Source organism: Mycobacterium malmoense (genome assembly GCF_019645855.1).
In the GTDB taxonomy this organism is placed as follows: domain Bacteria; phylum Actinomycetota; class Actinomycetes; order Mycobacteriales; family Mycobacteriaceae; genus Mycobacterium; species Mycobacterium malmoense.
The window spans coordinates 3,753,312-3,771,804 of record NZ_CP080999.1 but is presented as its reverse complement, the minus strand read 5'-3'; the positions used below and the strand labels follow the sequence as shown (position 1 = coordinate 3,771,804).

The window sequence follows — 18,493 nt, the reverse complement described above, 5'->3', positions numbered from 1 at the left end:
CTGAACCTACCTTGTTGAAGTTAGTATTGCATAACCTAAGTTCCGTGGGGGCGGTGGTAACTGGCGCCGGGTTGCCGGACGGCGCCGGAACCGTCCCACCGGTCGGCGGCGATTCCCGGGCCTCTTGCCGTATGCCTTACAGTTGATCGGTCGGTCGAGCGCTGGAGGCGTGCTGCTTATGGGTGCTGTGGTGGCGATTCCGCGATACCCCGGCGACGTGACCGCCGAATGGTTGTCGGCGGCGCTCAGCGAACACCGCACGCCCGTCGAGGTTTCCGACGTGCAGGTCGTGGCGATCGGCACCGGGCAGACCGGGGCCACCTTTCGGGTGGTGGCCCAATACGCGACATCCCCCGGTGATCTGCCGCCGACCTTCGTGATCAAACTGCCCGCCCAGGACGAAACCGTGCGCGACCGGGTCACCATCGGCTATCGCAGTGAGTGCGCGTTTTATGCCACGGTGGCCGACCGGGTGCGAGTGCCGACGCCGCGGTGCTTCTATTGCGAAATCACCGAGGACGCTTTGGATTACGCACTACTGCTCGCCGACCAAGCGCCCGCGGTGCAAGGCGACCAGATCGCCGGCTGTGGCGAGCGGGAGGCGCGGCTGGCCGTGGTGGCGCTGGCCGGATTGCACGGGCCCAGCTGGTGCGACCCGTACTGGCTGGACCTACCCGGGCTCGCGTTTCCCCGCCCGGACGAGGCTTCCGCGAAGGGCCTGGGTGACGTCGCGAAGATGAGCGCCGATATCACCCTGGAAAAGCTCGGTGACCGAATGAGGCCCGAAGACAGGGAGACCTTCGCTGCGGCAATGGGCAAGGTGACGCCCTGGCTCTTTGCCGAACGGGACCGCTTTGCCCTGCTGCACGGGGACTATCGGCTCGACAACCTGCTGTTCGATACGGGCCGGAGCCGGGTGAGCGTGGTCGACTGGCAGACGCTCGGCGTGGGTCTGGCGGCAAGGGACCTCGCGTATTTCACGGCGACCAGCTTGGATTCGCAACTGCGCTCAACGGTCGAGAACGGCCTGGTCGACGAGTACCACCGGGCGCTACTGGGGTACGGCGTCGGCGGGTATGACCGTGAAACCTGTTGGCGTGATTACCGTCTCGGGGCGATTCAGGCCCTGCTGATCTCGGCTCTGGGCTTTGCCTTCGCCACCGCCACCGAGCGCGGCGACGACATGGTGCTGACCATGCTCGGCCGGGGCTGTCAGGCGATCCGCGACCTGGAAACGTTGGAACTCATCGGCTGAACCGCCCGGCGATGTAGTCGGCGCGGCAGGCATTGCGGGCGAGCTTGCCGCTGGTGGTGCGGGGGATGGCCCCGGCGGCGACGAGCCGCACGTCGGCGACCCGGATGTGATGCTCGCGCGAAACCGCCGCCCGCACGGCCGCCTCGATGGGGCCCGGATCGGCGCGCCCGACGCCCGCGGCACGTTCGGCGACAATGACGAGCTGCTCCGCCGCGCTGTCGTCGGGAGAGTCCGCCGGAACGGAAAACGCGGCCACGTAACCGGTTCGGACGGCGCTCGACGCCTGGCCGACCGTCGTTTCGATGTCATGCGGGTAGTGATTGCGACCATCGACGATGATGAGGTCCTTGATCCGTCCCGTCAGGTACAGTTCGCCGTCAATGTAGACACCGAGATCGCCGGTGGCGAGCCAGCAGCTGTTGTCCGGTGATCCCTCGGCGTGGCTGCCGAATTCGAGCCGGGACTGCAGCTTGTTGCCGAACGTGCGTTGTGTCTCCTCTTCGCGTCCAAAGTATCCGCGGCCGATGTTGTTGCCGTGCAACCAGATTTCCCCGACGGAACCATCGGGCACCTCGGCGCCGTCCGAGCTGACGATCACCGCCCGCAGGTTGGGGAGCGGCCGGCCGGAGGAGACATAGGCGACCGCATCGGGGGCGTCGGGCGCGACGATCACCGCGCGCCCCGCGGCCAGCTGAACACGGTCGAGGACTACGGCCCTGGCCGCCGCATCCGGGGCGGTAGTGGCCACTCCCAGGGTCGCTTCCGCCATCCCGTAGGAGGGCTTGATCGCCGTCGCGGGCAGACCGTAGGGAGCGAACGCTTTGGTGAACTTCTCGATGGCCGACATCGTCACGGGCTCGGAGCCGTTGAGCAGGCCGACGACGTTGCGCAGGTCAATGGAGTCCCCCTGGGGAGGTAGCCCCCGCTCGGCCGCCAAGTCGTAGGCGAAATTCGGCGCGCCCGCAAACGTCCGGCCGATAGCCGCTTCCGCGCTCAGCTCTTTGATCCATCGGTAGGGCCGGCGAACGAACGCCATGGGATCCAGCAGCGTGAGGTATCCGCCGCCCAACGCCGGGAACATGAGCATGAGCAATCCCATGTCGTGATACAGCGGCAGCCAGCTCACGCTGTGGATTCCCCGGTCCAGCCCGCCGCCCAGGATCATCTGCAGCACGTTGGTGCACACCGCGCGATGGGTGATCTCCACCCCGGCCGGTATCCGCGTCGAGCCCGACGTGTACTGCAGGTAGGCGATGTCGTCGGTGCCGACCGTCACGTCGGTGAACATCGAGGCGAGCGTCGCCGGGATCGCGTCGACGGCGATCAGCCGCGGTCGGCCGGCCACCGGGTGCGCCCGCAGAAACTCCCGTGCCGTCTCGGCCGCCGCCGCGGTCGTCAGCACCACGGTGGGCCGGGCGTCGGCCAGCACCGCCCGCAACCGGTCGGCGTGTCCGGACAGGGCTGGCGCAAACAGTGGGACCGCGATGTTGCCGGCATGGACGGCGGCGAAGAAGGCCGCAACGTACTCGACACCCTGCGGCGCCACGATCGCCACCCGGTCCCCCGGCTTGGTGACCTGTTGGAGGCGCGCGCCGATCGCGCGGACCCGCGACCACAGCCCATTCCAGCTGAGCTCGACGACGCGCCCGTCCTGGTCTTTCGCGTAGTCGATGAATCGATACGCCGGGCTGTCGCCGAACGCGGCCCGGTATTGATCGAAAAACGACGTCAGCGTGATGCCGTCAGGTAAGACGATCGTGCCGTCGGCACGGACGTAATCATTGATGTCAGCCACCGTTGGCTGCGCAGCGCTAGTCGACAGCGGGTCCCGACCCATGGAAAGAGAATAAAAGCCGCAGCAACTGTCTCGCGCTTCCGGCCCGGCATGTTGGCTGTCACCATTGGATCACGGCTGTGACGTACATCACATTCTGAGCCATTATCGGCTTCCCGAGACGCCATGACACCCCGTCGACGTCATCGCCATGCCGCCTTGACCAGGTTCGACCCGATGATCAGGCGCTGAATTTCGCTGGTGCCCTCGTACAGCCGCAGCAGCCGCACGTCGCGATAGATGCGTTCGACGGGAACCCCGTGCATGTAGCCACTGCCACCGTGAACCTGCACCGCGAGGTCCGCGACCTTGCCCGCCATTTCGGTGCAGAACAGCTTCGCCGCCGACGGCGCGACCCGCCGATCTTGATTGCTGACCCACAGCCGCGCGGCGTCGCGGACCAGCGCGCGGCCGGCCAACACACCGGTCTGCTGGTCGGCGATCATCGCCTGCACCAACTGAAAGCTTCCGATCGGCGTCCCGCCCTGCGTCGCGGTGGCGGCATACGACACGGATTCGTCGAGCGCGCGTTGGGCGGCGCCCACCGCGAGGGCGGCGATGTGGATCCGGCCGCGCGCCAGCGAGGTCATCGCCGCGCGATAGCCGAGGTCTTCGCTGCCGCCCACCAGCGCGTCGGCCCCGACCCGAACGTCGCCGAAGCTGACGTCGGCGGTCCACGCGCCTTCCTGGCCCATCTTTGCGTCCTTGGCGCCGACGAGAACGCCCGGGGCGTCGGCGGGAACCAGGAAGACGGCGATCCCCGGGCCCTGGTCGTCGGCCGGCCGGGTGCGCGCGAAGACCACGAAGAGGTTGGCGACGGGCGCGTTGGTGATGAACCGCTTCTGGCCGGAGATCACCCAAGCGCTGTCTTTTTTGGAGCCCTCGCGAACGGCTTTGGTCCGCAGGCCCGCCGGGTTCGATCCGGCGCCGGGCTCGGTCAGCGCAAAGGAGGCGACGACGTCGCCGGACGCCATCGACTCCAGCCAGCGGCCCTTCTGTTCGTCGGTGCCGAAGCCGACGAGGACCTGTCCGGCGATGCCGTTGTTGGTGCCGAACATCGACCGCAGCGCCAGCGAGGTGTAGCCCAATTCCATCGCCAGCTCGACGTCCTGCACGAGGTTGAGGCCAAGGCCGCCCCACCGCTGGGGAATCGCGTAGCCGAACAATCCCATCTTCTTGGCCTGGTCGCGAAGGTCATCGGGCACCCGATCGTCGGCCATGATCTCCCGCTCGCGCGGGACCACGGCGGCGCGAACGAACTGACGGGTCTGGGCGAGGATCTCCCGGAAGTCCTCGTCGGAGACTTCGGGGCCTTCGGCGGCGGTCATGCGCAGACGCTCCTCTTATCGGCTTATCGGCCTCGAGCTGAGGCACCCCGGCTCTCGGCGGGATCCTATATGAAATATGATATTCGAAAGGCGGGCGCCCCACGGGCGGAAGGAAACCAGGAAAGGCGTGATCCAGGTGTCGTTGCTGAGCGGTCGGACCGCGGTGGTCACGGGTGGGGCGCAAGGCCTGGGCTTCGCCATTGCGCAGCGATTCGTCGCCGAGGGCGCGCGAATTGTCCTCGGCGACCTGAACTTTGAGGCCACCGAGGTTGCGGCCAAGCAGCTGGGTCCCGATGTCGCCTTGGCGGTGCAATGCGACGTGACGCAAGCCGCGGACGTCGACACGCTCGTCCAAACCGCCGTCGAACGTTTCGGCGGCCTGGACATCATGGTCAACAACGCCGGAATCACGCGCGACGCGACGCTGCGCAAAATGACCGAGGAACAGTTCGATCAGGTCATCGCGGTGCATCTCAAGGGAACGTGGAACGGCACCCGGATGGCGGCGGCGATCATGCGGGAGAGCAAGCCCGAAAACCAAAGGGGCGCAATCGTCAACATGTCCTCGCTGTCGGGGAAGGTGGGTCTGGTCGGACAGACCAACTACTCGGCGGCCAAGGCCGGGATCGTGGGGATGACCAAGGCCGCCGCCAAGGAGCTCGCCCACCTGGGCATTCGGGTCAACGCCATCGCCCCCGGATTGATCCGTTCGGCGATGACGGAGGCCATGCCGCAACGCATTTGGGACCAGAAGGTGGCCGAGGTCCCGATGGGCCGGGCCGGTGAACCCGGCGAGGTCGCCAACGTCGCCCTGTTCCTGGCCTCCGACTTGTCGTCGTACATGACCGGGACCGTCCTGGAGGTCACCGGTGGCAGGTTCATGTGAGTGAGTGGCGCTAAGAGACAGGGGTAGGCATGCGTGAGGCCGTCATCTGTGAGCCGGTGCGCACACCGATCGGCCGCTACGGCGGAATGTTCAAGTCCCTGACCGCCGTCGACCTCGGTGTCGCCGCGTTGAAGGGGCTGCTCGAGCGAACCGGGATACCGCCCGAGGCGGTGCAGGACGTCGTCCTCGGGCACTGCTATCCGAGCAGCGAGGCGCCGGCGATCGGGCGGGTGGTGGCGTTGGATTCGGGCCTGTCGGTGACGGTTCCGGGGATGCAGGTCGACCGGCGCTGCGGGTCGGGCCTGCAGGCGGTGATCCAGGCGTGCCTGCAGGTCGGCAACGGCGATCACCAGCTCGTCCTCGCCGGCGGCTGCGAAAGCATGAGCAACGTCGCCTTCTACTCCACCGACATGCGCTGGGGCGGCGCCCGCGGCGGCATCCGGGTGCACGACGGGCTGGCGCGGGGGCGCACCACGGCCGGCGGCCGCCACCACCCGGTGCCCGGCGGGATGCTGGAGACCGCCGAGAACCTGCGCCGCCGGTACGGCATTTCGCGCCTGGAACAAGACGAGCTCGCGGTGCGCTCACACCAGCGCGCGGTGGCCGCCCAGAAGGACGGCGTCCTGGCCTCGGAAATAGTTCCGGTCACCGTGCGCGGCCGCCACGGCGAGGAGCTGGTCGACACCGACGAGCACCCGCGCGCCGACACGTCGGTGGAGTCGCTGGGAAAGCTCAAACCCGTTCTGCTGGACGATGATCCGGAGGCGACGGTCACGGCCGGCAACTCCAGCGGGCAGAACGACGCGGCATCGATGTGCGTGGTGACCACGCCTGAGAAGGCGGACGAATACGGTCTGACGCCGCTGGTCCGCTTGGTGTCGTGGGGGGTGGCCGGTGTGGCGCCCAACGTCATGGGCCTCGGGCCGGTGCCCGCGACCGAGGCCGCGCTCGCCAAGGCGGGCCTGCGCCTGTCCGACATCGACCTCATCGAACTCAACGAAGCCTTTGCCGCGCAGGCGCTTGCGGTCATGCGGGAATGGAAGTTCGGGACCGCCGACCATGAGCGCACCAACGTGCACGGCTCGGGAATCTCGCTGGGTCATCCCGTCGGTGCGACCGGCGGCAGGATGCTCGCCTCCCTGGCGCGCGAACTCAACCGCCGCCAGGCGGGATACGGGCTGGAGACCATGTGCATCGGCGGCGGGCAGGGGCTTGCCGCGGTCTTCGAACGGGTCGCCTCGACATGAACCCGTTGAGCGGCCTCGCCGTCGTCGAGGTGTCCAGTTTTGTCGCTGCACCGCTGTGCGGCATGACGCTGAGCCAGCTCGGCGCGCAGGTGATCCGCATCGACCCGATCGGCGGCGCCTCCGACGTCCAGCGCTGGCCGCTGGCCGACGGCGGCACGTCGATCTACTGGACCGGGCTGAACAAGGGAAAGCGTTCGGCCACTATCGATCTGCGCTCGCCCGAGGGCCAGGATCTGGTGCGGCGGCTGATCGTCGAGGGCGACGGCATCGTCGTCACCAACGCCGCCGGCCTGTCCTGGCTCAGCCATGATCGCCTGGCCGCCGGCCGGCCCGACGTCATCCACGTTCAGCTGCTCGGGCGCGGCGACGGCTCCACCGGGGTCGACTACACCGTGAACGCCGGCGTCGGGTTCCCGCTCGTCACCGGCCCGGCCGATCATGCCGGCCCGATCAACCACGTGCTGCCCGCCTGGGACGTGTGCTGCGGCCTGTACGCGGCGCTGGCCGTCGTCGCCGCCGTCCGCCGCCGCGACCGGTCCGGGGTGGGCGCGCGGATCGGCCTCGCGCTGGAGGACGTCGCGCTGGCGACGGCGGGAAACCTTGGGCTGCTGACCGAGCCGCAGGTCAACGGGACGCAACGCGAGCGGCTGGGCAACGCCATCTACGGCCAGTACGGCCGGGACTTTACCAGCGGCGACGGCGCCAGGTTCATGGTTGTGACGTTGACCGGCAGGCACTTTCGCGACCTGGTCGAGGTGACCGGAACCGGCGCGGCGGTGTCCGCGCTCGCGGGGGCGCTCGGCGTGGACTTCGACGCCGAAGGCGACCGCTACCGGTACCGCGACGTCCTGTCCGGGTTGTTCGCCACCTGGTTCGCCGACCGCACGGCCGACGAGATCACCGCCGCGCTGTCGGGCACCACCGTGCTGTTCGAGCGGTACCGCACCTTCGCCGAGGTCGCGGCAGGACCGAAAGTGACCGCGAATCCGCTGTTTTCCCGGCTGCGCCAGCCCGGCGTCGGGGACTACTTTGCCGCCGGCATGCCGGCCGCGTTCGACGGCGCCCACCCCGAACCCGCACCCGCCCCCGCGCTGGGACAGGACACCGCCGACGTGCTCACCGAGTGCCTGGGTCTGACGGCCGCCGACATCGCGCGCCTGACGGCCGCCAACACGATAGGGAAAGACAGCGCATGACCAAGCTCGCCCAGACCCTCGGGCTGACCGAATTCCAGACCGAGATCCTCGCCACGGTACGGCAATTCGTCGACAAGGAAGTCATTCCCCACGCGGCCGAACTCGAACGCGGCGACACCTACCCGCAGCGCATCGTCGACCAGATGCGCGACATGGGACTGTTCGGGTTGATGATCCCGCAGGAATACGGCGGGCTGGGGGAGTCGCTGCTGACCTACGCGCTGTGCGTCGAGGAGCTGGCGCGCGGCTGGATGAGCGTGTCCGGCGTGCTCAACACCCACTTCATCGTGGCGTACATGCTGCGCCAGCACGGCACCGACGCGCAGAAGCGGCGCTTCCTGCCGCGCATGGCGACCGGCGAGTCCCGCGGCGCGTTCTCCATGTCGGAGCCGGAGCTGGGCTCCGACGTCGCCGCGATCCGAACCCGGGCGGGGCGCAATCCGGACGGCACCTACACCATCGACGGCCAGAAGATGTGGCTGACCAACGGCGCCAGTTCCACGCTGATCGCCGTGCTGGTGCGCACCGACGAGGGCGCCGACAAACCGCACCGCAACCTGACCGCGTTTCTGGTCGAAAAGCCAACGGGGTTCGGCGAAGTCGTGCCCGGCCTGACGATTCCCGGGAAGATCGACAAGCTGGGCTACAAGGGCATCGACACCACCGAGCTCCTCTTCGACGGCTACCGGGCGAGCGCCGACGACATCCTCGGTGGAACCCCGGGCCGGGGTTTCGTCCAGATGATGGACGGCATCGAGGTAGGCCGCGTCAACGTGTCGGCACGGGCGTGCGGTGTCGGCATTCGCGCCTTCGAGCTCGCCGTGCGCTACGCCCAGCAACGGCACACCTTCGGCAAGCCGATCGCCGAGCATCAGGCCATCGCGTTCCAGCTCGCGGAGATGGCCACCAAAGTCGAAGCGGCCCACCTGATGATGGTCAACGCCGCGCGGCTGAAGGATTCCGGTGAGCGCAACGATGTCGCCGCCGGCATGGCCAAATACCTTGCCAGCGAACTCTGCTCCGAGGTGACGCAGCAGAGCTTCCGCATTCACGGCGGCTACGGGTACTCCAAGGAATACGAGATCGAACGGCTGATGCGCGACGCACCGTTCCTGCTGATCGGTGAGGGAACCAGCGAGATCCAGAAGTCCATCATCAGCAAGCGGCTGCTCGCCGAGTATCGGGTGTGAGGCGATGAGCGTTCCGGATTTCGCTGCGCGGCCGCAACTTTCCGACGACGTCGCGCGCTTTATCCGCAAGCGGATCTTCGACGGCACCTACACCGCCGGGTCCTACGTTCGCCTGGACCAGTTGGCCGCGGAGTTGGGCGTCAGCGTCACGCCGGTGCGTGAGGCACTGTTCGCCCTGCGCGCCGAGGGCCTGATCGCCCAACAGCCCCGCCGCGGCTTCGTGGTGTTGCCGGTGACCGGGCGGGACGTCACCGACGTCGCGAACGTGCAGGCGCACGTCGGCGGCGAGCTCGCCGCGCGGGCCGCGGTCAACATCACCGACGAGCAGCTGCGCGAACTCAAGCAGATTCAGGCGCAATTGGAAGAGGCCTATGCCGGTGACGATCACGAGCGCACCGTTCGGCTGAATCACGAGTTCCACCGGGCCATCAACGTCGCCGCGGACTCGCCGAAGCTGGCCCAGCTGATGCTGCAGATCACCCGCTACGCACCGGAATCGGTGTTCCCGACCATCGAGGGCTGGCCGGAACAGTCGATGAAGGACCATCGGCGGATATTGTCCGCGCTGAACAAGCGCGACGACAAGCTGGCGCGCGCCGCGATGTCGGAACACCTTGCCGCCGGGGCGGTTCCGCTGATCGAGCACCTCGTCTCGCGGGGGGTAGTTATTGATTCGACCTGATGTTAGGTCATAAGCACTTTCACGCGCCCGAGCCTTAACGGGCCGCGACCGGCCGGGTCCGCCCCTTGGTCGGCTTGCGCTGCCGGGCGGGCGCGGGCTTGGTCGCTCCGTTCCCCTTTTTCGTCTCCTCGATCAACCGGCCGGCGTGGTCGAGGATGCAGTCGAGGCCGAATTCGAAATTTGTTTCGTCCGGCGCGCCGATGCGGTGGCCCTTCTCGGTGACTTGGGCAATCAGCGGAGTGGTTTGGGGATCGATGGCCACCGCGTCCTCGATGGCACGCCCCCCGCTGTCCGAGGACCGGTTCTTTTCGTAGAGCCGTTGCAACACCACCGATCCGCGGACGTGCATCGAAACCGCCGAATAGGTGTCGAAGGCGTCATCCGCGGATAGGCCGGCCTCGACCAGGTTGGCGATCGCCTTCTCCATCTCCTGGGCGCCGACGCGTGCCGCCTTGGGACTGAGGGCGGCGCGAATCAAAATCAGATCACACAGGATTGGGTTGCCCATGAACGTCTTCCGCATCGAGCGCGCGTGATTCCGCAGCGTCTCGCGCCAGTCGCTGGCTTTGACGTACGGGGTGGCGAACACGTACTCGCTCAAAGCGCGGTCCGTCATCGCGTTGAGCAGATCGTCCTTCTTCCGGAAGTACCAGTAGATGCTCGTGACGCCGACGCCCAGGTGTTTGCCGAGCAACGGCATGCTGAGGTTGTCTATCGACACCTGCTCGGCGAGTTCGAATGCGCCGCTGATGATGTCGTCGGGATTGATGGAACCGCGTTCGCGTCGCTGACGCTTTTCAGCGGTTGCCTGCTTAGCCACTACGGGCACCTCCATCACAATCTGTCCTGCATATGCGCGCGCGTGTCGCGGTTGCGCTACCTCCCTGGACCTTACCGGCCGCGGTCACCGGTGCCGATTCCATCGGGGTTTTCCCTCTGCTACTGTAATGGCTATCGTAGGCTTTTTGGTAACTGCGGCTGGACGGGCGAACATGACAGGGCCGAGGCCGTCGGGCGCGCCGCTCGGCAGGGCATGGATCTAGGGCTGGCAAATGCCGCCACGGTCGTGGTCGGCGGCGGTGGCGGGATGGGATTGGCCACGGCGCGATGCCTTGCCGAGGAAGGTGCGCGGGTGGCCGTCATCGGCCGCTCACGGTCGGCGCTTGACCGTGCGGCCGCCCAATTGAGCGGTTGCGGTAGTCCCGACGCCCTGGGGATGGTCGCGGACGTCCGCGACGGTGCGCAGGTCGACACGGTGTTCGCCGAGCTAGGCGAGCGATGGAACGGCGAGCTGAACGCGCTCATCAACGCGGTCGGTCCGGGCTCGGTGGGCAGCTTCGAAAGCCTGACCGACGACCAGTGGCACCAGGCCGTCGAGGCGGGCGTGATGGGCATGGTGCGCTGTGTTCGCGCGGCCCTTCCGTTGCTGCGCAAAGCGCAGTGGGCGCGCGTCGTGAACTTCTCCGCGCACTCGATACAGCGGCAAAGCGTGATGCTGGCCGCTTACACCGGGGCCAAGGCCATGCTGACCAGCGTCTCCAAGAACCTGTCGCTGCTGCTGGCCAAGGACGAGATTCTGGTCAACGTCGTCTCGCCCGGCAGCATCGCGTCCGAGTCGCTGATCGGCTGGGCGGAGTCGGTCGGCGTCGACGGGAACGACCCCTGCCGCTTGATGGATGCCATCGCCGAGCATTTCGGGCATCCGGCGCACTTGCCGCGGGCCGGCCTGCCCGAGGAGATCGGGCCGGTCGTGGCCTTCCTCGCGTCGCGGCGTAATTCCTACATGACCGGGGCCAATGTCAACGTCGACGGCGGCTCCGACTTCATCTGACTTTGAAAGCGCTTGTCCGGCAAAAGGAGTGGATCGTGGCGGCAGTCGGGTGCGGGACCTGCGCGTTAAGAGTGCGTCGATGAGCGCCGTCGAGCCCGAGGACGCGGTGCTCTACGAGGCCACCGCGAGCGGCGTCGCGATCATCACGCTCAACCGCCCGGAGCGCCTCAACGCCTGGGGGCCCGACATGGCCCCGGCGTTTTATGCCGCCATCGATCGCGCCGAGCTGGACGGGGCCATTCGGGTCATCGTGCTGACGGGCCGGGGCCGGGCGTTCTGCGCCGGTGCGCACCTGGGCTCGTCGGGCGCGACCGACGCCGTCGGCGATTCCCTGCAGAGGGCGGGGGAGAAGGACGTGGCGGACTTGGTCGGCGAACGCCCGCCCCATTTCGTGACCGAGCTGCGCAAGCCCGTCATCGCCGCCATCAACGGCGCCTGTGTCGGCATCGGATTGACTCAGGCGCTGATGTGTGACGTCCGCTTCGCGGCGGCCGGGGCCAAGTTCGCCGCGGTGTTCGCGCGCCGGGGGCTGATCGCCGAGTTCGGCATCTCCTGGATACTCCCGCGGTTGACGGGGTGGGGGGTGGCCCTCGACCTGTTGCTCAGCGGGCGCACGTTTCTTGCCGACGAAGCCGCCGAGCTTGGCCTTGTCAAGGAAGTCGTGGCGCCCGAGGACCTGATGAGGCGTGTCATGGAGTACGCCGAGGACATCGCCCAGAACTGCTCGCCGACCGCCATGTCGGTGATCAAGCGGCAGGCATACGGCGACGCGAACCGCGATGTCGCGGCGGCGAATTCGGCCGCCGAGGCGCTGATGTGGGAGGCGCTGCCGCGGCCGGACGTCATGGAGGGGATCGTGAGCTTCCTGCAGAAGCGGCCGCCCCGCTTTCCCGCCCTGAACCCATAGCCCCAACCCCGGACTACGGGCCGGCGAGCGGCCTTCTTGCGCGAGCAGACACACAATCGCATTATCCGGCGCTAAATCATGCGACTCTGTGTCTGCTCGCGCAACAAGGCGCGGAGCCTGCGGATGTCGGGCTTGCCGGTGGCACCCCGCGGGATGCCCTCGTCGGAGTCCACCAGCAGCCACAGCGTTGGAACCTTGAAGGCGCTCAGCAGCTTTCGGGCGGCGCTTCGAAGCCGATCGGGTGTCATGGTGGCGATGTCGCATACCACCGCGGCCCCGACCCGATCGCCCGTGTCGTCCGCCACGTTGGTGACGACGGCGTTTTCGACGCCGTCGATCGACCGCAGCGCCCGCTGCACCTCGCCGGGGTACACCGTCGCGCCGCTCACCTTGAACATGTCGTCGGAGCGACCGTGGTAGAAGAGGAACCCGTCGCCGTCGAGGTGGCCGAGATCGCCCGTGGGATAGAAGCCGTCGGGTGTGAACAGCTCCTCCCGGCCGCGCCGGCACATGCCGCGCATGACGTGTGGCCCGCGGATCTGGATCATCCCGCCCGTTCCGGCGGGCACGGGCGAGCCGTCCTCGGGGTCGACGATCCGAACCTCCATGCCGCCGAACGGCTTTCCGCAGCTGCCCCAGGCCGATTCGGGCATGTCGGTGTCCGCGGGGTAGCCGCAGTAGGGCCCGAACGCCTCGGTCATGCCGAACAGCCTGGCCCGCGCCCCCGGTTCGGCGCGCAGCTCGGCGGGCAGCAGCGCGTCGAGGCTGCCCGGCCGCAACGCCGACAGGTCCGCCCCGACGCCGGCCGACTTGCGGGCAAGGTTTTCGGCCTGATCCGGCCAGCCGCGAAACAGGGTGACGCGCTCGCGTTCCAGCAGCCGCAGTGTGGCTTCCGCCGAAGGGATTTCCTCGGTGATCAGGGTGCAGCCGGCCAACAACGCCGAGAGCACCCCGCTGCCGAACCCGCCCACCCAGAAGAACGGCATCGGCAGATACAGGCGGGTGTCGGCGTCGATGCAGCGGGCGGCCAGGCCGGATCGCACCGCGCCCAGCGCGTTTCCGTGCGAATGAATGACGCCCTTGGGCGCCCCGCTGCTGCCCGAGGTGAACATGATCACCATGGTGTCGCTGGGTGTCACGGTCCGGGTCATCGCGTCGGCGAGCCGAAGGGCCGCTGCACGAGGGGCGCCCAGCGTCAGCCGTTCCGCATTCCAAACGCGCTGCAGCGCGGGCAGATCAGGGTTGTCGACGACGTGCTCGAGGTAGCGGTGGCCCCGGAATTCTTCGACGCCGATGAGGAACTGCACCGAGGCGACCCGCAGCTGGTCCCGCAGCTCGCCCGCCGTCAGCAGCGTGCTGAGCGGCACCAACACCGCACCGATACGGGTCAGCGCGATGGCGGTCTGCACCCATCGCACGCCGTTGGGCATGATCAGCCCGACCCGGCTGCCCTTGGCGACGCCGGCGTCGACGAACTCCGCGGCGATCGCGCGCGTGGTCGAGTCCAGTTCGCCGTAGCTCAGGCGGGCCGACGCATCGATCACCATCGGCTTGGGTCCGTCGCGTGCCGCGCGCGACCGCACCAGCCGGTCGATGGTGGACGGGGCGTCAGCCATCGAAAACCTTTGCGAGCCTCCCCATGTCGACCTTGCCGCTGGACATCAGCGGGACGTCGGAGCGGCGGATGGGGACGATTCGGCGCGGGATCTTGTACGCCGACAGCTCGGACTTCAGCTCGCGGCGCAGCGCGCCCTCGTCAACCGTGGCCTCGTCCTCGACGACAATGGCCGCCGCCACCGCTTGGCCCCGTTCGCGGTCGGGGACACCGACGACGTACGCGGTCAGCCCGCCGGTGACCCTGGTGATCGCCCTGGCCACCTCTTCGGGTGACACGTTGGCGCCCGCGGTCTTGATCATCGACCCGCGCCGACCCAGGAAGTAGTAGAAGCCGTCGGCGTCGGCGCGGACCAGATCGCCGGTGTGGAACCAGCCGTCGGCGTCGAAGCTTTCCTCGCGGCTGCGCCTGTGGTACCGCTGCATCAGATAGGGGCCGCGGAGGCACAGTTCACCGTCGACGATCTTGACGTCGAATCCCGGGGCGGGCCTGCCGAACGATCCGCGCCGCCGCTCGGGCTGATCGGTCTCGTCGCCGCTGAGCAGCACCACGCCGCCGGCCTCGGTCATCCCGAGCATGTTGTGACGCAGCTCGGGATCGGCGGGGCGCGCGTCCGGCGCCATGATGGGATACAGGTTGCCGCGTCGCATCGAGGACAGGTCCCGGTGCGGGAAGCTCGGGTGCCGGGTCAGGTGGGCGACCGCGGCGGCGAAACCATTGGTGATCGTGGGCTTTTCGGCCTCCAGCAGGTCGAGGGTGTCGCCGGCGTCCGCGGCGTTCGAGCACACCAGGGTCGAGCCGGCGACCAGCGTGGCGAGCAGCCCGAACGCGAACCCGCCGATCCAGAAGAACGGCGAATTGCAGAAGAGTTTGTCGTCGGCGGACAGGTTCCGGATCCCGTTGAGGTTGCGCTGGTGTTCGAGCAGACCCGCGTGGGTGTGCACCGCGCCCTTCGGGGTGTCCGTCGACCCGGACGTGTAGACGATCGCGAGCGGGTCGCAGCCGTTGACGTCGTCTTCCATCGCGGCCAGCCGCCCCTGGTCGGCCGATTCGCCCGGCTCCCAATCGAAGAACACGTGACGCAGCAACGGGACGGCGATATCGTCGAGGACCCCGGCCAGCCGTTCGGCATAGTCGTGGGACCGAAAAGCCCGCGTGGCAAGGAGGATTCGGACGTCGCCGTGGGCCAGCTGCTCGCGCAGCTCGCGCGCGGTGCAGAACGTCGAAAACGGGACGACCACCGCGCCGATCCGGGCCGCGGCGAGCGTGGCCACGACGAAAGCCGTGCCGTTGGGGTACAGCACCCCGACGTGCGTGCCCTTGCCGGCGCCGAGCGAGAGCAGCGCGCCCGCCAGCCGGGCCGAGCGGCCATCCGCCTCCGCGTAACTGATCACGTCGTCGTCGCAGATCAGCAGTGGACGGTCCGCGCGGGCGCGGGCCTGCTCGCGCAGCACGCCGGCCACCGTGCTAGTCGACATGTTCGACGGCATTGCCGAAGAAGCGGCGGACCGCGCCCAGGTCGGCCTTGCCGGACGGGGTTCTCGGGATCGTGTCGACAATGGCGATGCGGGTGGGGATTTCGTAGCGCGCCAGCCTGCCGCGCAGGTACTCGGCGAGCTCGGCCGAGTCGGCCGGTGAGCGCAGCTCGACCATGGCGGCGGGGGTCTCCCCGAGCCTCTCGTCGGGTTGGCCCACCACCGCGGCGCCCCGCACGGCGGGATGGCTTTCCAGCGCGGTGCGCACGTCGTCGGGGATCACCTTGAAGCCCCCGCGGATGATGGCCTGGTCGGCCCGGCCGACGATCCACAGGAACCCGTCCTCGTCGATGCGCCCCAGGTCCGTGGTCCGGATCCAGTCGGCGGACGGACCCAGCTGGCCGGGCTTCACCTCGAGCAGGCCCGGTCGGTTGGGGCCGACCGGCACGCCGTCCTCGACGACGCGCAGCTGCGCCCCGGGGTTGGCCCGGCCGACGCTGCCGCGCTTGGCCTTCCAGTACTTTTGGTAGTCGGGCAACGTCCAACCCGCCACGCCGCCACCGAATTCCGTGGCGGCGTAGGACGTCAGCACCGGGATGCCGAACTTCTCGGTGAACGCGTCGGCGTCCTCGGCCGACAGCGGCGCGGTGCCGGACGTGACGGCGCGGATGCCCGCCAGGTCTTCCCGGCGCAGGTCGGAATGCAGCACCATGCGCAGCGCGGCGGGCACCAGCGACACCGCGGCGGGCCGATGCCTGCGCACCGCCGCCGCCCACCGGTCGAGCTCGAACCGCTCCAGCAGCGCAAAGGGCCGCGCCTCGGTGACGCACTGCAGGACGCGAAAGACGCCGCCGATGTGCACGAGCGGGGAGTTGACGATCGCCACGCCGCGCCGCGGCGCGGTCGGGGCCGGCGAGTTCCGCGGGTCGGGCCCCAGCACGCTGCGCGCCAGCATGTCGTAGGTGAGGTCGACGCGCTTGGGCGGGCCGGTGGTTCCGCTGGTCAGCATCCGGACCGCCACGCCGGGCCGGGTACCGGGGCCGGTGCCGGCCGACCGGGCCAGCGTCACCCGCGCGGCGTGATCCACACCGGAGATCGACACCATCGTCGTAAGCGCCGGTGGCGCACCAAGATTGGCCAGATCGTCGGGATCGCCAACCAGCACCGGCAATCCCAGCGATTCGACGTCGGCCCTGGTGCGTTCGTCGCCGCGGGAGGGATTGACGGTCACCACCGTGCCTCCCGACAGCAGGACCCCGAGGAAGGCCGCGACGTGGGCGGGCCGGTTGCGCAGCAGGATGCCCACCTCGCGTTGCGCGGCAAGGGAACCGATCCGCTCGGCCAGCGCGGCGACCTGGCCCCACGAAAACCACGTGTCCGCATACTCGATGGCGCGCGCGTCGGGCGCCAGGCCCAGCACGTCGGCGATACGCCGAGTGAGCGGGTGGGTCATCAGCGGATTCTCGGCGTGCTGGGCGCGGCCGTGCCGCCCCGGGCGGCCAGCTCGGCCTTCCCGAGCGGATTGCCCAGCCGGGTGTAGATCAGGCCCTGCTCCAGGGCCGCGCGATAGGGCTTGTCCAGGGACTCCCAGATGGCCTTGACGGTGCCCTGGGTCGCCGACGGCGGCTTGGCGGCGATCGTGGCGGCGATCTCGTGCGCGCGCGCCCACAGCCGGTCCGGGGGGACCACCTCGGTCACCAGACCGATCCGCAGCGCGGTGTCGGCGCCGACGCGTTCGTCGCCGCCCATCAACGCGATGCGCAGCGTCTCGCCCAGACCGATCCGACGCATCAAACCGATCGGCTCCAGTGCGCATACCAATCCCGCGCTCACGTGCGAGTCGAAGAACGTCGCGTCGGTCGAGCAGAGGACGACATCGGCCTCGTTGACGAAATAGAACGCGCCCGCGGTGCACATTCCCTGCACGGCGCACACCACCGGCTTCCACATCTTCTGCCACTTCGGGCTCAGCGCCTCGCCGGGATCCTCGTGGTTCCACACATTCTCGGGCTGCCCGTAGGGCGTCTTGATGTCCAGGCCCGCGCTGAACGCCCGGCTTCCCGCCGCCCGCAGCACGACGGCGTTCACGGAATCGTCGAGCTTGACGATGCGCCATGCCTCGGCCATCTCCTCGCACATCGTCCGGTTGAACGCGTTGAGCGACTCCGGGCGGTTCAGCGTGATGGTGGCGACGCGGTCCGCCGCGTCGACGTCGAGCAGGATCGTGTCGAAGCTCATCGGCATCGCCAATTCGGGGCGCGCTTTTCCAGGAACGCCCGCGGACCCTCGAGCGAATCCTCGGTGTGCAGGTTGCGCTCGCGGAACGCCTCGGCCAACGTCTCGGCCTCGTGCAGCGGCAGGTCGAGGCCCTTGAGGATGGCCAGCCGGGTTCCCCGAACGGCCAGTGGCGCATTGGAATTGACGACGTCGGCGAGTTCGTGCGCCCGCTCGAGGAGACGGTCGTGCTCGACGATCTCGCTGATCATCCCCAGTTCATAGGCCCGCTGGGCGGTCATCCGCTCGTGCTTGCCCAGCAACGCCATCCGCAGGGCGGTCGATCGGGGCAGCACGCGGGCCAGTCGCACCACTTCGCGCGCGGCCACCAGGCCGATGCTGACGTGCGGGTCGAAGAACGTCGCCTTCTCCGAGGCGATGACGATGTCACCCGTCGTCACCCAGTCCAGCCCCGCGCCGCAACAGATCCCGTTGATGGCCGCGAGCACCGGCTTGGCCATCCGCCGGAACGGCGGCGTGCCCTCCTGCGGCGCCTCCCACTGCTCGTAGGTCGACAGGTACGCCCGCTCGTCGACCACCTTGCCGTCATCGGGGATCTCCTTGACGTCGGCGCCCGCGCAAAACGCGCGACCGGTGCCGGTGACGATGAGCAGCCACACCTTGTCATTGTTTTCGGCCTCGTCGTAGGCGGCGCGCAATTCGGTGATCATGTGCGGGCTCAGGGCGTTCAGCGCGTCGGGCCGGTTGAGCGTGATGGTGGCCTTATGTCCGTCGACCTCGTACTTGATGTCGTTGAACGACATGGTCTTCCC

16 protein-coding genes are annotated in these 18,493 nt (G+C 68.5%); 8 read left to right on the top strand and 8 right to left on the bottom strand.

Annotated elements, in window-relative coordinates; translation table 11 throughout:
• Window positions 1–178: 178 nt before the first annotated feature.
• Window positions 179–1,255, top strand: coding sequence for a phosphotransferase family protein (locus tag K3U93_RS17290; protein WP_083010924.1), 1,077 nt, complete (start codon window positions 179–181; stop codon window positions 1,253–1,255).
• On the opposite strand, the gene K3U93_RS17285 is transcribed toward K3U93_RS17290, so the two are convergent.
• Both K3U93_RS17285 and K3U93_RS17280 read right to left on the bottom strand, forming a co-directional pair.
• Window positions 1,245–3,092 (bottom strand): fatty acyl-AMP ligase, encoded by a 1,848-nt coding sequence (locus tag K3U93_RS17285; RefSeq protein ID WP_083010925.1) that lies wholly within the window; start codon window positions 3,090–3,092, stop codon window positions 1,245–1,247. The two genes, K3U93_RS17290 and K3U93_RS17285, sit on opposite strands and share 11 nt — an antisense overlap.
• Window positions 3,093–3,232: 140 nt before the next feature.
• Window positions 3,233–4,417 (bottom strand): acyl-CoA dehydrogenase family protein, encoded by a 1,185-nt coding sequence (locus K3U93_RS17280; protein WP_083010926.1) that lies wholly within the window; start codon window positions 4,415–4,417, stop codon window positions 3,233–3,235.
• A gap of 127 nt (window positions 4,418–4,544) precedes the next feature.
• Between K3U93_RS17280 and fabG the strand changes: the two genes are divergently transcribed.
• From fabG to K3U93_RS17255, 5 genes are read left to right on the top strand one after another with little or no spacing between them, the layout of a single operon-like run.
• Window positions 4,545–5,303 carry a 3-oxoacyl-ACP reductase FabG gene (fabG, locus tag K3U93_RS17275; RefSeq protein ID WP_083010992.1) on the top strand — a complete coding sequence of 253 codons (759 nt, stop codon included), beginning with the start codon at window positions 4,545–4,547 and terminating at the stop codon, window positions 5,301–5,303.
• Between the two features lie 29 nt (window positions 5,304–5,332).
• Entirely contained in the window at window positions 5,333–6,550 is a 1,218-nt protein-coding gene (locus tag K3U93_RS17270) for an acetyl-CoA C-acetyltransferase (protein WP_083010927.1), read from the top strand.
• On the top strand, window positions 6,547–7,746 hold the full coding sequence (locus K3U93_RS17265) for a CoA transferase (protein WP_083010928.1): 1,200 nt from the start codon (window positions 6,547–6,549) through the stop codon (window positions 7,744–7,746). The genes K3U93_RS17270 and K3U93_RS17265 overlap by 4 nt, the downstream gene beginning before the upstream one ends.
• Window positions 7,743–8,936, top strand: a complete 1,194-nt coding sequence (locus K3U93_RS17260; RefSeq protein ID WP_083010929.1) for an acyl-CoA dehydrogenase family protein — start codon at window positions 7,743–7,745, stop codon at window positions 8,934–8,936. Before K3U93_RS17265 ends, K3U93_RS17260 begins: the two co-directional genes overlap by 4 nt.
• Window positions 8,937–8,940: 4 nt before the next feature.
• Window positions 8,941–9,618 (top strand): GntR family transcriptional regulator, encoded by a 678-nt coding sequence (locus K3U93_RS17255; protein ID WP_083010930.1) that lies wholly within the window; start codon window positions 8,941–8,943, stop codon window positions 9,616–9,618.
• Window positions 9,619–9,652: 34 nt separating this feature from the next.
• Here K3U93_RS17255 and K3U93_RS17250 read toward each other — a convergent pair whose 3' ends face one another.
• On the bottom strand, window positions 9,653–10,453 hold the full coding sequence (locus K3U93_RS17250) for a TetR/AcrR family transcriptional regulator (RefSeq protein ID WP_083010931.1): 801 nt from the start codon (window positions 10,451–10,453) through the stop codon (window positions 9,653–9,655).
• 198 nt (window positions 10,454–10,651) lie between these two features.
• Here K3U93_RS17250 and K3U93_RS17245 point away from each other — a divergent pair, with 198 nt between their 5' ends.
• Window positions 10,652–11,449, top strand: coding sequence for an SDR family NAD(P)-dependent oxidoreductase (locus tag K3U93_RS17245; protein WP_083010932.1), 798 nt, complete (start codon window positions 10,652–10,654; stop codon window positions 11,447–11,449).
• A 79-nt stretch (window positions 11,450–11,528) separates the two neighbouring features.
• Entirely contained in the window at window positions 11,529–12,356 is an 828-nt protein-coding gene (locus K3U93_RS17240) for an enoyl-CoA hydratase (protein ID WP_083010933.1), read from the top strand.
• Between the two features lie 71 nt (window positions 12,357–12,427).
• Here the strand turns inward: K3U93_RS17240 and K3U93_RS17235 are convergent, their stop codons facing one another.
• The 5 genes from K3U93_RS17235 to K3U93_RS17215 are packed head-to-tail and all read right to left on the bottom strand — an operon-like array spanning window position 12,428 to window position 18,484.
• Complete coding sequence (locus tag K3U93_RS17235) at window positions 12,428–13,972, bottom strand: class I adenylate-forming enzyme family protein (RefSeq protein ID WP_083010934.1); 1,545 nt, start codon at window positions 13,970–13,972, stop codon at window positions 12,428–12,430.
• Window positions 13,965–15,461 (bottom strand): class I adenylate-forming enzyme family protein, encoded by a 1,497-nt coding sequence (locus K3U93_RS17230; protein ID WP_083010935.1) that lies wholly within the window; start codon window positions 15,459–15,461, stop codon window positions 13,965–13,967. The genes K3U93_RS17235 and K3U93_RS17230 overlap by 8 nt, the downstream gene beginning before the upstream one ends.
• A complete protein-coding gene (locus tag K3U93_RS17225; RefSeq protein ID WP_176219991.1) occupies window positions 15,439–16,902 on the bottom strand; it encodes a class I adenylate-forming enzyme family protein in 1,464 nt (487 codons plus the stop codon). The genes K3U93_RS17230 and K3U93_RS17225 overlap by 23 nt, the downstream gene beginning before the upstream one ends.
• Window positions 16,899–17,690 carry an enoyl-CoA hydratase/isomerase family protein gene (locus K3U93_RS17220; protein WP_071510107.1) on the bottom strand — a complete coding sequence of 264 codons (792 nt, stop codon included), beginning with the start codon at window positions 17,688–17,690 and terminating at the stop codon, window positions 16,899–16,901. Before K3U93_RS17220 ends, K3U93_RS17225 begins: the two co-directional genes overlap by 4 nt.
• Window positions 17,681–18,484 (bottom strand): enoyl-CoA hydratase/isomerase family protein, encoded by an 804-nt coding sequence (locus K3U93_RS17215; protein ID WP_071510182.1) that lies wholly within the window; start codon window positions 18,482–18,484, stop codon window positions 17,681–17,683. The genes K3U93_RS17220 and K3U93_RS17215 overlap by 10 nt, the downstream gene beginning before the upstream one ends.
• Between the last annotated feature and the right edge of the window lie 9 nt (window positions 18,485–18,493).

Excerpts from the sequence above, each read along its gene's own strand:
- K3U93_RS17290 (WP_083010924.1), top strand. The coding sequence starts at position 179 with ATGGGTGCTGTGGTGGCGATTCCGCGATACCCCGGCGACGTGACCGCC.
- K3U93_RS17285 (WP_083010925.1), bottom strand. The coding sequence starts at position 3,092 with ATGGGTCGGGACCCGCTGTCGACTAGCGCTGCGCAGCCAACGGTGGCT.
- K3U93_RS17280 (WP_083010926.1), bottom strand. The coding sequence starts at position 4,417 with ATGACCGCCGCCGAAGGCCCCGAAGTCTCCGACGAGGACTTCCGGGAG.
- K3U93_RS17270 (WP_083010927.1), top strand. The coding sequence starts at position 5,333 with ATGCGTGAGGCCGTCATCTGTGAGCCGGTGCGCACACCGATCGGCCGC.
- K3U93_RS17265 (WP_083010928.1), top strand. The coding sequence starts at position 6,547 with ATGAACCCGTTGAGCGGCCTCGCCGTCGTCGAGGTGTCCAGTTTTGTC.
- K3U93_RS17260 (WP_083010929.1), top strand. The coding sequence starts at position 7,743 with ATGACCAAGCTCGCCCAGACCCTCGGGCTGACCGAATTCCAGACCGAG.
- K3U93_RS17255 (WP_083010930.1), top strand. The coding sequence starts at position 8,941 with ATGAGCGTTCCGGATTTCGCTGCGCGGCCGCAACTTTCCGACGACGTC.
- K3U93_RS17250 (WP_083010931.1), bottom strand. The coding sequence starts at position 10,453 with ATGGAGGTGCCCGTAGTGGCTAAGCAGGCAACCGCTGAAAAGCGTCAG.
- K3U93_RS17245 (WP_083010932.1), top strand. The coding sequence starts at position 10,652 with ATGGATCTAGGGCTGGCAAATGCCGCCACGGTCGTGGTCGGCGGCGGT.
- K3U93_RS17240 (WP_083010933.1), top strand. The coding sequence starts at position 11,529 with ATGAGCGCCGTCGAGCCCGAGGACGCGGTGCTCTACGAGGCCACCGCG.
- K3U93_RS17235 (WP_083010934.1), bottom strand. The coding sequence starts at position 13,972 with ATGGCTGACGCCCCGTCCACCATCGACCGGCTGGTGCGGTCGCGCGCG.
- K3U93_RS17230 (WP_083010935.1), bottom strand. The coding sequence starts at position 15,461 with ATGCCGTCGAACATGTCGACTAGCACGGTGGCCGGCGTGCTGCGCGAG.
- K3U93_RS17220 (WP_071510107.1), bottom strand. The coding sequence starts at position 17,690 with ATGCCGATGAGCTTCGACACGATCCTGCTCGACGTCGACGCGGCGGAC.
- K3U93_RS17215 (WP_071510182.1), bottom strand. The coding sequence starts at position 18,484 with ATGTCGTTCAACGACATCAAGTACGAGGTCGACGGACATAAGGCCACC.